Origin of the sequence: Cloacibacterium rupense, from assembly GCF_014645495.1 — a bacterium.
In the GTDB taxonomy this organism is placed as follows: Bacteria; Bacteroidota; Bacteroidia; order Flavobacteriales; family Weeksellaceae; genus Cloacibacterium; species Cloacibacterium rupense.
Genome location: NZ_BMLV01000006.1, coordinates 173,609 through 186,119 on the forward strand (window position 1 = coordinate 173,609; position 12,511 = coordinate 186,119).

Sequence of the window (12,511 nt, forward strand, 5' to 3'; positions counted from 1 at the left end):
TTTATAAAACTGACTTCGTGTCAGTTTTTTTTATTTGGCAAACAATTGGTGAAGTGAAAAGAAGCAGGAGCAACTTTATAGCCCAGATTGAAATGAAAATCCTTTTATTGCGAGCAAAAAACTTGGGATTGCTTTGGATTTGCTCGCAATAAAAGATTGTAATGGAAAGCTGGACTGAGAGTGAAAAATAGAATTTTATGTCTTGCTTCTTATCAAAAATATAAAAATTATCTTTGCACTATGGATTTAAAATTTATTGTAAGAGAACCCGAAAATATTACACCACAAACTCAAATGTTGGTGATGCTACATGGATACGGAAGTAATGAGGAAGATTTATTCAGTTTCCGACATGATTTGCCTGAAGATTGGATTATTGTAAGCTTTAGAGCGCCAAATAATAGTGAATATGAGGGATTTTCTTGGTATAATATTGATTTCAACGATGCTGAAAAATTTATAGACGTAGAACAAGCGGTAGATTCTATGAAGCAAATTATGAGGTCTATTGACAACCTGAAACATCACTACAACCTAGAGACGAAGGTGAACATTATGGGGTTTTCTCAAGGTGGAGTTCTCACCTATGCCATGACGCTTACTTACCCTGAATATTTCAACAAAGTGGCTTGTTTGAGTGCTTACCCTGAACCTAAAATCTTAAAAAACATAAAAGGCAAGAAACAAATTCAACACCTTAGATTTTTTATTTCGCACGGTAACGAAGATGCTGTAATCCCTTTAGAATGGGGAAGAAAAGCTGCTGATTTTTTGTATGAATTGGGTGCTTTTTTTAGTTTTAGAGAGTATATGACAGGACATAGCTTGAACCAAAAAAACTATATAGATTTAATCAAATTCTTCGAAAATAAATAAAAAAGGGGAAAATTTACACCTAAAACCTTATAAAAAGGCAAAATTTTAACATTTTCAAATGTACTTTGGCGCGATTATTGATACGTAAAAGCAAAACACATTTGATGAAGAAAAAAACTATTTTTTTTCTACTATTTCCGTTTATTACTACATTGGGAAACGCCCAAACTTATAACGGAAATGTAGGAATAAACACAGAAAACCCTACACAAACACTAGATATAAACGGTGATGTAAAAGGAAGCAAATTAACCACAAACTACTCTAACCTTTCCTCTACAGGACTTGTAGTAATGGCAACCACAGATGGAACATTGAAATCTATCCCAAAAAACAAAATCTCCCCTCTAGTAACCGAAAACACTGGAACCATAATATCTACAGGTACAGAATATGTAGTAGCCCAAGAATTCAATATTGATATGTCTGCCGACCAGACGATTAATTCTACCACCCCTCAAGTTATCACCAACATGAACACTGAGGCTTTTGACAATATGGCACTTTATAACAATGGTTCTTTTCAGGTGAATGCAGATGGAACTTATGTCATTGTTATCAGCGTACAAATAAGCGCAAACACAACACTTACCAACCCTTTTATAGGAGTACGAGACCTTACCAACAACACTTGGATTTGTGGCGTAAACGACAGCTTCACCGCATCTAATGGAAGCACCGGAAGCAAAACACAAAATTATTTCATTTACAGTGGCGTCGATTTAAAAAAAGGAACAAACTATGCCTTTGCCGCAAGAACAGCAAACTCATCCGAATCATTTACCATTAAAAAAGAAGCTACCGACTCCTCAGGAAACGGCCTAGTTTCATCTGTTACCTTAAGAAGATTAAAATAAAACCATGAAAAAATTTTTAACATTAGTTTTAATTGCAATTTTTTTTGCAGTTAAAGCTCAATACATTGGCATCAACAACCAAAACCCAACCGCTGCATTAGATGTAAATGGAGACATAAGAGTAAGAAGCCTAGAAACTTCAAGTTCATTCAGCATTTATGATAATTTCGTACTTGCCGACAGCAACAATAAACTAAAAACAGTAAAATTCAGTGATTTGAATTTACCTCAAGTTTCAAAAGTAGGAACAGTAATGTCTGTAATCAATAGCAAACTAGACATTGCACCAGAAGTAGTGGTACAATCTACCGCAAACCAAACCACAGACGGAACCGGAACACCGAAAGTACTCAACACCTTAAACAAAGAATTGGTAGACAATTACAACGCTTATTCTAATGGTGTATTTAACTGCCCTATCTCTGGAGTTTACATGATTATATTGTCTTTTCAAACAACATCTAGCAATACATCAAATCACTCTGCCAATAACGTAATTGGCATCTGGAACGACTCTACCAACAAATGGGTAGCCAGAATCAATGACACCGATATGTCAATCAATACAACCAACAAGCTAAGAACATCTAAACTCCTCACCGCAATCAACATGACCGCTGGAACCAATTATTCCATAAGATTTATTGCAGGAGTTTCTGGCTCTACAACTAATACATTTACAGTTTTAGGAAACACCAATCTTATCACCACTCAAAATTCACCTTCCATCATTAGAATCATCAGAGTAAAATAACATGAAAACATCATTATATATAATCATTGCTTTTCTTTCTATTCAAACAAAAGCTCAAACAAATCTTGGAATTAATACCACTTCACCAACATCAACTATAGATATCAACGGCACAATGAGAGCTAGAAATCTCTCTACACCACAACCATACAACAGCAACGACCTATTGGTTTGGGCAGATGCCGGAGTTCTTAAAACCACCAACAAAGACAAAGTCTTCCCTACTGTTCCTATACAAACTGGGACATTAATGTCTGATGGAAATAATGTAATTGTAGCACCAGAATTTGAGGTTCAAATGAGCAATGACCAAAGTTTTACATCTTCTACTCCTTCCGTTATTAGCAATCTAAACGTAGAAATCCTTGACAATTTACAAGAAATTGGACTTTTTGGATTTCAAAACGGAACCTTCAAAGTAGACAATACCGGTTATTACTCTGTCTTTTTTAATCTACAAGTAAACAATACAACAAACAACAATCCTGTCTTTGGAATTTGGGATGATGCCGCCGGAAAATGGATTACTTCTACTAATGATTATTATTCAGCAATAATTACCGACCCTAATTATACTGCAGAAAGAATGCAATCATACACCATTTACACCTCAGTAAAATTAGAAGCCAACAAAACCTACTCCGTGAGAGCAAAAACCAGCAGCGGAACCATTACAATCAAAAAACTAAGTTCTGGCTCTACTGGAGAAGGCCCAGTAACGCAAATCGCTATCAGAAGAATCTCTTAAAAAAGATAACTAATACAAAATCAAGCCTTAATATCATTTCCATTCTAAATTATGTTAAATTAAATAAAATTCTTAAAATTATTTTATGAAAAATAGTGAATTTAACATTTTATGGCTTGATTTTTGTATTCATTTATAAAGAAAAACACAAATGAAGAAAAAGAAATCCCTACTTCGATTGATCGAGTAGGGATTTCGCTTTTTTATAAGAACTAAATTGATTATGCATTCATTAGCTCTTCTATTTCTTCCACTTCTATTGGAATGTTTTTCATTAGGTTAAATGCTGGCCCAGAATTTTGTATAACCATATCATCTTCTATTCTAATACCAAAACCTTCTGCTGGAAGATAAATTCCGGGCTCTACAGTGAAAACCATATTTTCAACAAATTTATCCGAAAGAATTCCGTAATCGTGTGTATCTAATCCCATATGATGAGAGGTTCCATGCATCATATATTTCTTGTAAGCAGGCCAATTTTTATCTTCATTCTGAACATCTGCTTTATCCAAAAGTCCTAATTCCAAAAATTTAGAAGTGTAAAAATCACCACATTCTTTGTGGTAATCATACCAATTATTACCCGGAACTAAAAGCGAAGTCGCAAAGTTTTTCATATCCAAAACCGCATTGTAAATTTGCTTTTGTCTTTCGGTAAATTTTCCATTTACAGGGATGGTTCTGGTTAAATCACTAGAATAATTAGCATATTCTGCACCTACATCTAGCAAAATTAAATCACCATCTTTACACTGCATATTATTGGCGATATAATGGAGAACATTCGCATTATTACCACTTGCAATAATAGGCGTATATGCAAAACCTTTGCTTCTGTTTTTTATAAATTCGTGGATGAGTTCTGCCTCAATTTCATATTCCCAAACCCCTGGTTTTATGAAACTTAACAACCTTCTGATTCCTTTTTCAGTAATATTACACGCAATTTGCATCAAGGCAATTTCCTCAGGTTCTTTCACACTTCTCAAATGCTGAAGAATAGGATTGCTTCTTAGAATTTTATGCAAAGGAAACTCTCTTTTTACTCTTTCTATAAATCTGTCTTCTCGTGTCTGAACCTCTAAAACAGCTCTGTAATGTTCATTTCTATTGAGATAAATATTTTCTGCTTCATTCATCAAATTATAGAAAATTCTATCAAAATCAGACAACCAAAAAACCGATTTTACACCAGAAACTTCGGTTGCTTTTTCTTTGGTCAGTTTTTCTCCTTCCCAAATAGCGATATGCTCATTGGTTTCTCTCAAAAAAAGAATCTCTCTATGCTCTTCTTTGTATGCATCTGGAAAAATCAAAAGAATACTTTCTTCCTGATCTACTCCACTCAAATAAAAAATATCTCTATGCTGAGCAAAAGGCATCGTAGAATCTGAACTTACAGGGTAAATATCATTAGAATTAAAAATCGCCAAAGATTTTGACTGCATTTTTTCAGTGAATTTTTTACGATTTTTTACAAAAAGTGAACTCGAAATTTGTTCGTATTTAGTTGTCATTTTATAGAAATTTGATTGAATGGTAAAGTTAGTGATTTTTATTTTTTTAGAAGCACAGGTTTTTGCTTCTTTTCACTTCCAGTCCTGCTGTCGCTACTCGCTTCCCGAAAAGCCAATACTTTACCACTCCATTTTTCGGGAGAGCTCAGACAAATCGCTCCATCAGGGCTAAATTAGATGTGCCGTTTTTCTTTTCACTTTTCTAAATTACCCCGTCAAAGAAGGGTTCTCAACTTTGAAAAAAATCGACGCTCGCTTCGCTCGCGCCAACCAAAAAATTACTTAACTTTATCTTATGAAAAAATCATTTGCACTTCTACTCTTTTTCTGCGCTTTATTTTCTTTAGCTCAAGAAAGAGAACACACCGCCACAGAAAACGTAAAAATAATTTCAGAAAAATTTGAAATTCCGCAACTCAAAACAACCCGCAGAATTTGGATTTATTTGCCAAAAAATTACGAAACCTCAAACAAAAAATACGAAGTCATGTATCTACAAGATGCACAAAACCTTTTTGACGATGCTACTTCTTATGCAGGAGAATGGCAAGTTGACGAAACGCTGAATAAAATCTTCGAAAAAACAGGAAAATCTATGATTGTTGTAGGAATTGACAACGGTGGAGAAAAAAGAATAGAAGAACTTTCACCATACAAAAATGCAAAATATGGAGGCGGAAATGGAGATAATTACGTGAAATTTATTGTTGAAACTTTAAAACCATATATTGATAAAAACTACAGAACAAAACCTCAACGTAAATTTACCACAATTGGCGGAAGTTCTCTCGGAAGTTTAATTTCTGTTTATGCTGCCGTGAAATATCCTGAAACTTTCGGGAAAGTTTTGGCATTTTCTTCCGCTTTTTGGTTCAATTCAAAAGAATTGAATGCATTTATTTCAAGTTCAAAAGTAAATCTAAAACACCAAAAATATTACTTTATACAAGGAAAACACGAAGATGAAGATATGGAAGAACAAACCAATCGCGTCATTGAAAATTTAAAGTCTAAGAATGTAAAATCCCAAAATATTTTCCTAAAAATAGACGAAGACGGAAAACACAACGAAATGTATTGGCGAAGAGAATTTGAAGGGGCGGTTTTGTGGCTGGATTGATTTTTCTCACAGAAAACACAGAATTACACAGATTTTAGCAGATTTTTTTAACAGCATTTTGTCATTCCGTAGGAACCTCTACAAAGATTTTGTGAGATTTATAATTTAGATTCCTATGGAATGACAAAGTTTATGAGTAAATCTTCTAAAAATAAAAGTGAAATTAGCCCTGATTGCAGTGGAAATCCTTTTTTGGAGGCTGAGCGAAGCCGAAGCCACCGAAAAAGATTGCAACGGAAAGCAGGACTGAAAGTGAAAAGAAGCTAAAACGTGTTGCTTCTAATCAAAAGAATTCGGGTGCGTTTTTTTAATTTCCTCAATCGTTCCTAGAACTTTTTCTTTCAAAGAATTTTGGTAATTTTCTAATTTTGTAGAAATTTCTTCGTCTGAACTTCCTAGAATTTTTGCGGCTAAAATCCCTGCATTGGTAGCGCCGTTCAGTGCAACGGTTGCCACAGGAATCCCAGAAGGCATTTGCAAAATAGACAAAACAGAATCCCAACCATCTATGGAATTACTGCTCAAAATTGGTACGCCAATCACGGGCAAAGTGGTGCAACTGGCCACCATTCCTGGTAAATGCGCAGCTCCTCCCGCACCTGCAATAATCACTTTTACGCCACGGTTTTTGGCAGATTTGGCATAATCAAACATTCGTTCTGGCGTTCTGTGCGCCGAAACTACGGTAAGTTCATACGGAATTTCGAGTGACTTTAAAAAATCTGCTGCTTGTTGCATAATTGGCAAATCGCTTTGACTGCCCATAATGATTGATACCATAAGTCTTTTATTTCAGGTTTAAAGTTATGAAATTTTTAAGAAATGAATGATTTCAGAAAATTTCAAAAAACGAAGAATCAATTTCTACAACTCTCCCATTCTACAATTCTCCCACTTAAGAAATCACTTTCACCAAAGTTTTTATATGATTGAGTTTTTCTAAAAGTTCTTCTCTAGAATTAGCAAGAACATTGATATGTCCCATTTTTCTACCTGGTTTGGTTTCGGTTTTTCCGTAGAGGTGAACGTAGGTTTTTGGCAGTTTTAAAACATCTTCTAAACCTTCGTATTTTACTTTTCCGGTGTAATTTTCTTCGCCAACTAAATTCAACATTCCCGAAAATCCAAAAGCATCTGTATCTGCCAAAGGTACATTTTTCAAAACTCTGAAAAACTGTTCAAACTGAGAATTGGCATTTCCTTCTTGGGTTTGATGACCAGAATTGTGCAATCTTGGTGCTGTTTCATTCACCCAAACTTTTCCGTTTTTATCAAGGAATAATTCAATAGCGAAAAGTCCCGCAGAATTGGCCGCATTGATGAATTTTTCTGCAATTTCATCAATTTGAGATTGAACAGTTGAAGAAATTTCGGCTGGACAAATATTAAAATCTAACAAATTTAGTTTTTCATCAGCAACCATTTCGGTAACAGGGAAAGTTTTGGTTTCGCCATTTTCGTTTTTGGCGATAATGATGGAAAGTTCTTTGTCTATTTCCACCAAATTTTCTAAGACGGAATCTTGTACCCAAAGATTTTTTAAATCTTCAGCATTTCTAATGATTTGCACGCCTTTTCCGTCGTAACCGCCTGTATTGAGTTTTTGAACAAAAGGAAAATCGATTTTTATTTCTTCAGAAGTTCCGTCGAAAATTTCAAAATCTGGACTTGGAATGTTATGTTTTTTATAAAATTCTTTTTGAAGAATTTTTTGTTGAATCGTTTTAATGATTTCTGCACTTGGAATGACTTTTTTGCCCAATTTTTCCAATTCAAAAAGTGCATCTACATTTACATGTTCTATTTCTATTGAAATGACATCTTTATCTTGACCAAAAGCCAAAACATCATCATAATTATTAAAACTTCCCAATGTAAAATGCGAAATATGAGCACAAGAACAATCTTTTTGTGGATCTAGCACACAGAATTCGTCGTCATAATTTAATGCATTTTGAATAAACATTCTGCCGAGTTGTCCACCACCAAGAATACCGATTTTCATTTTTTATTGATTTATTTCGTTGCAAAAATATAAATAAGTTTTGCAGTTGGCAATTTATCTTGAAAATAAAAAAATCGAACTTTCGCCCGATTTTACTTTATACAATTGTCTTTTCGTCTGGTATCAATAATGTATTGTATTTTCCATTCGTTATTCAATTTTGCCAATTGAAAACTATTAACGCCACAATGCGAATAATTCCCTTTATAATAAAACTGGTAAGGTACCCAAACCGAAGCCATATTTCCATCAACCAAAACTTTAGAAATGGTAAATCTTTCATCTAAATCTCCTACTTTAGAACCACCAACTTGTTTGGCAAAACCTTCTACTTTTTCGGTTCTTATTTCATTATTTTTGCCAAAAGTCTGCATAATTGCCGAGCTAGAAAAAGCGTTTTTCACCCCAATAGAATCCGCAGATTTCATCGCTTGAAAAAGATTTTCGATAGGTTTTACGACTTCTTTTTCTACTGAATTTTGAGCAAAAGAAAAACTGGAAATCAATAGAAATATAAATGGTTTCATCTTAAGAATTTATCAATGAGTATGATTTGAAATCTAAAAGTTACATTTCATAAAATTCTAAAGGTAAATCATCTGGATCTGCCGTAAAAAAGAACTTTTTATCAGTGAATTCATCTAATCTAATTTCTTCACAATCTATTCCTTTTTGCAATAATTCTGCTCTTTTTACTTCTACATTTTCTACCGAAAAAGCCAAATGTCTCAAGCCACAACTTTCTGGCCTTGAAGGTCTTTTTGGAGGATTGGGAAAAGAAAACAATTCAATGACATAATCATCACCAATCGCTAAATCTAGTTTGTAAGATTGCCTTTCGTCTCTGTAAACTTCACGGATAATGTTTAGTTCTAAAATTTCGGTATAAAACTTTTTAGAAACTTCGTAATTTGAACAAATAATGGCAATATGATGGATTTTCATTTTTTTAAATTTATTTTACTTTTTCTGAAACTTTAGTCCCGAATAATTCTATACTTTTCATCATCACCTCGTGACTTGGTGCACCTACATCCATATGAGCAATGTATCTAGTTAGGCCAAACATTTCTTTCACAGTATTTATTTTTTCTGCAACTTCATCAGAATTACCAATAAACAAAGCTCCTTCTTTACTTCTACCACCTTCATATTGCATTTTGGTATAAGGCGCCCAACCTCTAGAACTACCTATTCTGTTCATTTGAGCTGCATAATTTTCAAAATATTCATCAATTACTTTTGGATCTTCGCTCACCAAAGTATGAGAATGAATACCAATTTGCATTTCTTCAGGATTGTGTCCGTTTTTCAAATATTCTTGTTTATAAAAATCTATTAATGGCTTAAACTGTCTTGGCAAACCACCAATAATCGCCACGATTAATGGCAAACCTAATCTAGCAGCTCTAAGAACAGATTCTGGAGTTCCACCAACAGCAATCCAAACAGGCAATTTTCCATTGTTTGTAGCTCTTGGATAAACCGTTTGATTTTCCATTGGAGCTCTTAGATTGCCTTTCCAAGAAACATTTTCTTGAGTATTTATTTTGAGTAATAAATCTAATTTTTCCTCAAAAAGTTCGTTATAATCATTCAAATTATAGCCAAAAAGCGGAAAAGATTCTATAAAACTTCCTCTACCAACACCAATTTCGGCTCTTCCGCCAGAAATTAAATCCAGAGTAGAAAAATCTTGATAGACTTTCACTGGTTCTGCCGAACTCAGCACCGTAACAGCACTCATTAATTTAATATTTTTAGTAATAGAAGCTGCTGCAGAAAGCACCATTTCTGGCGAAGAAACCACGTAATCTGGACGATGATGTTCGCCCAAAGCAAAAACATCTATTCCTAATTCATCAGCCAGTTTTATTTCGGCTAAGATTTCTTGCAATTTTTGTTGAGGATTGGCAAATCTCCCTATTTCTTTATCGAAAGCTAAATCTCCAAACATCCCCACTCCTATCTCGAATTTATTCATTTTCTAAAATTTTATTCAAAATTACAAATTCTGAGAAGCTAGTGAATTGATGTAAGGTAAGAAATGAATTTTTATAGTCTATAAATTTTCAAGAATTCTTCCAAAAACATAAACTATAAAAACAAATATTATCAATGATATTGAATATTTTAGATTCTTATTAATAATAGAAATTAAACTCAAAACAGAAACTAATGTCCATAAAATTCCCAAAACTAAATTATAAACAGTATAATTTTCTGCACTTTCATATTGCCACAATCCTGCAACAGGACCTTCTGCTCCAAAAGGATAATTTTCTACATTTTTTAAGATTCCCACTTCATAAAATTCTGACCATGAAGCAAGAGAAAAAATTAAACTTAAAATAAGTATAAAAATTAAAACAAATAAAAGTGGGCTATTTTTCATTTAGAAATTAAGATTTCTTTAAAAACTTCCGACTTCCAACTTCCAACTTCCAACTTTAAAACCTCATCACATCTTTTACTACTCCACCTTTTTGTGTGTGTTGTAACAACTCCGTTTCTATGAAATTTTTGATCGTTTCAGAACTTACGTTTTCTGGAAAAAGCAAGTGAACATTGGCACCTGCATCAAGTGTGAAAAACAACGGATGACCTGTTTCTTCACGGAATTTCCAAAGTTTATTGATGACTTCCAAAGTTCCTGTTTTCATTAAAATAAAAGCAGGTTCGCTCATCATCATCATTGCGTGAAGCGTTAATGCTTCGTGTTCTACCAATTTTATAAAATTCTGTAAATCACCAGTTTTCAAAATTTGTTTTAAAGGAACAAAATTCTCTCTCGCTTCTTGGAAACGTCTTTCTGCATAAGGATTAGTGTTCATTAAACCATGACCAACAGTAGAACTCACCGTTTTTTGACCTTCATGGATGAGCAAAACCCAATCATTGAAATTTTTAAAAATCGGGTGAATTTCAGAATCTGGATATTTTACAGCAAATAAATCTGAACTTCCTTCTACTTCATCGGTTTTTCCCCAAACTACAAGTCCGTTGTATAAACTTCTGCAAGCACTTCCAGAACCTAATCTCGCCAAAAACGAAGCTTTTTTAATCTCGAAACTCGCATCTCTTATCTCAGAACTGAATGTTTTGTCCAATTCCATCAAGCAACTTGCAATCGCTCCAAAACCAGAAGCAGAACTGGCAATTCCTGAACTGTGCGGAAAGGTATTTTCGGTTTTGATGATGTATTTTCCTTTCAAAATCCAAGGTAAATATTGCTCTATGTTTTTGAAATATTTTTCAATTTTCTCAGCGAATTTCACTTCTTCATTTCCTGCCAAAAAAGTCTGAACAGAAAACGGTTCATTTGCCAAAAACTCTATCGAAGTTTGAGTGTTGCAATGATTCAAAGTATAAGAAATACTAGGATTTGCAGGAATTTGATTGGCGTATTTTCCCCAATATTTGATGAGTGCAATATTGCTTGGACAAATTGCCGTAACTGTTTGATTAGATATATTGAAATTTTGATTTCCTAAAAATTGATTTCCCATAATTATTAACGCAATGACGCAAATTAATTTTTAAATAATGTATTTTTTTAAGGCGCAAGAAAATCAAAGATTTTCAAACTTCCAGCTTCTAACTCCCTACTTCCTTTCTCTTTAAATAATTTTCTAAATGAAAAGCTAAACTTTCTTCCACTGAAATAAATTCGTAATTGAGCTTTTCTTTGATTTTTTTATTGGATATTTTATTGAATTCTGTTACCGATTGTACATTGACTTTATTCGCCATTTTCAGCGGAGAAATAAGCCAACCTAAAATTGAATTTAAGAAAACACCTACTTTTAACAAACCATTCGGAACAATTTTGGTGGCTGGTTTTCCTAATTTTTGTTTGATGAAATTCGCAATTGCTTCATACTTTTTATTTTCAGAAATTAAAATAAATCTTTCTCCGAAAATATTATTTTCCATCAATTCTACCGAAATTTTGGCGACATCTCTTACGTCAACATAAGAAGTTCCGCCAGAAAAAGTGAAGGCATTTTCTCCCAATTCTTTGAACAAAGTTCCGCTGCTTTCGTTCCAATTTCCACTTCCGATGATAAGACCAGGATTTACAATCGCAACCTTTAAACCTTCCGCAGAAGAGCGCCAAACTTCCATTTCAGAAAAATGTTTAGAAATAGCATACGAAGAATGATCTACTTTTGGATTAAAATCTGAACTTTCGTCTAATTCTCCATTTTCATTAAAACCATCAAGAACTGCAATAGAACTCACAAAAAGAAATTTCTTCACCGAAGAATTTTCCGAGGCGTACAACAATTGTTTGGTACCATTAATATTTGTTTGGTACATTTTTCTTTTATCTTTCGGATGAAAACTGACTTTCGCCGCACAATGATATACCTCTTCTACACCAACCAATGCCTTTTGAAGTGAATAAATATCTTCAAAATCTACGTTTATCCATTCAATTTTGTTAAAAAATTCGTCAGGATTTTCGGTATAAAAACCAAATGATTTTTTTACTTCTTCTAAATTGCTAGATTTTCTTTTGGCTGCGCGAACAGTTTTACCACGTTTTAATAATTCTAAAACGATAACTCTCCCGAGAATTCCTGTAGCGCCTGTAACTAAAATCATGAATGATAATTGATGATTGA

Annotated in this window: 14 protein-coding genes; 5 read left to right on the plus strand and 9 right to left on the minus strand. The window is 33.6% G+C overall.

All coding sequences use genetic code 11. The features are described from left to right. The first annotated feature begins 240 nt into the window (after positions 1–240). The 4 genes from IEW40_RS12625 to IEW40_RS12640 all read left to right on the plus strand — a co-directional run bounded on the left by IEW40_RS12625 (position 241) and on the right by IEW40_RS12640 (position 3,235). A complete protein-coding gene (locus IEW40_RS12625; RefSeq protein ID WP_188618469.1) occupies positions 241–876 on the plus strand; it encodes an alpha/beta hydrolase in 636 nt (211 codons plus the stop codon). Between the two features lie 104 nt (positions 877–980). Further along, positions 981–1,733, plus strand: coding sequence for a hypothetical protein (locus tag IEW40_RS12630; protein WP_188618470.1), 753 nt, complete (start codon positions 981–983; stop codon positions 1,731–1,733). Positions 1,734–1,737: 4 nt separating this feature from the next. Continuing rightward, positions 1,738–2,487, plus strand: coding sequence for a hypothetical protein (locus IEW40_RS12635; RefSeq protein ID WP_188618471.1), 750 nt, complete (start codon positions 1,738–1,740; stop codon positions 2,485–2,487). A 1-nt stretch (position 2,488) separates the two neighbouring features. After that, positions 2,489–3,235 carry a hypothetical protein gene (locus IEW40_RS12640; RefSeq protein ID WP_188618472.1) on the plus strand — a complete coding sequence of 249 codons (747 nt, stop codon included), beginning with the start codon at positions 2,489–2,491 and terminating at the stop codon, positions 3,233–3,235. Positions 3,236–3,456: 221 nt separating this feature from the next. On the opposite strand, the gene IEW40_RS12645 is transcribed toward IEW40_RS12640, so the two are convergent. Further along, the gene (locus IEW40_RS12645; RefSeq protein WP_188618473.1) at positions 3,457–4,755 is read right to left on the minus strand and encodes an aminopeptidase P family protein; all 1,299 of its coding nucleotides are present in this window, start codon (positions 4,753–4,755) and stop codon (positions 3,457–3,459) included. Between the two features lie 295 nt (positions 4,756–5,050). On the opposite strand from IEW40_RS12645, the gene IEW40_RS12650 reads away from it, so the two are divergent. Next, positions 5,051–5,875, plus strand: coding sequence for an alpha/beta hydrolase (locus IEW40_RS12650; RefSeq protein WP_188618474.1), 825 nt, complete (start codon positions 5,051–5,053; stop codon positions 5,873–5,875). A gap of 279 nt (positions 5,876–6,154) precedes the next feature. On the opposite strand, the gene purE is transcribed toward IEW40_RS12650, so the two are convergent. The 8 genes from purE to IEW40_RS12690 form a co-directional block, all read right to left on the minus strand. Then, on the minus strand, positions 6,155–6,655 hold the full coding sequence (gene purE / locus IEW40_RS12655; RefSeq protein WP_188618475.1) for a 5-(carboxyamino)imidazole ribonucleotide mutase: 501 nt from the start codon (positions 6,653–6,655) through the stop codon (positions 6,155–6,157). A gap of 115 nt (positions 6,656–6,770) precedes the next feature. Then, the gene (locus tag IEW40_RS12660) at positions 6,771–7,880 is read right to left on the minus strand and encodes a 5-(carboxyamino)imidazole ribonucleotide synthase (protein ID WP_188618476.1); all 1,110 of its coding nucleotides are present in this window, start codon (positions 7,878–7,880) and stop codon (positions 6,771–6,773) included. Between the two features lie 92 nt (positions 7,881–7,972). Beyond that, a complete protein-coding gene (locus IEW40_RS12665; protein WP_188618477.1) occupies positions 7,973–8,407 on the minus strand; it encodes a nuclear transport factor 2 family protein in 435 nt (144 codons plus the stop codon). A gap of 40 nt (positions 8,408–8,447) precedes the next feature. Beyond that, positions 8,448–8,825, minus strand: coding sequence for an SMU1112c/YaeR family gloxylase I-like metalloprotein (gene gloA2, locus IEW40_RS12670; protein WP_188618478.1), 378 nt, complete (start codon positions 8,823–8,825; stop codon positions 8,448–8,450). Positions 8,826–8,835: 10 nt separating this feature from the next. After that, entirely contained in the window at positions 8,836–9,864 is a 1,029-nt protein-coding gene (locus IEW40_RS12675) for an LLM class flavin-dependent oxidoreductase (protein WP_188618479.1), read from the minus strand. Between the two features lie 78 nt (positions 9,865–9,942). Next, complete coding sequence (locus tag IEW40_RS12680) at positions 9,943–10,185, minus strand: hypothetical protein (protein WP_188618480.1); 243 nt, start codon at positions 10,183–10,185, stop codon at positions 9,943–9,945. 145 nt (positions 10,186–10,330) lie between these two features. Further along, positions 10,331–11,389, minus strand: coding sequence for a diphosphomevalonate decarboxylase (locus tag IEW40_RS12685; protein WP_188618481.1), 1,059 nt, complete (start codon positions 11,387–11,389; stop codon positions 10,331–10,333). An 88-nt stretch (positions 11,390–11,477) separates the two neighbouring features. Beyond that, a complete protein-coding gene (locus IEW40_RS12690; protein WP_188618482.1) occupies positions 11,478–12,491 on the minus strand; it encodes an NAD-dependent epimerase/dehydratase family protein in 1,014 nt (337 codons plus the stop codon). Between the last annotated feature and the right edge of the window lie 20 nt (positions 12,492–12,511).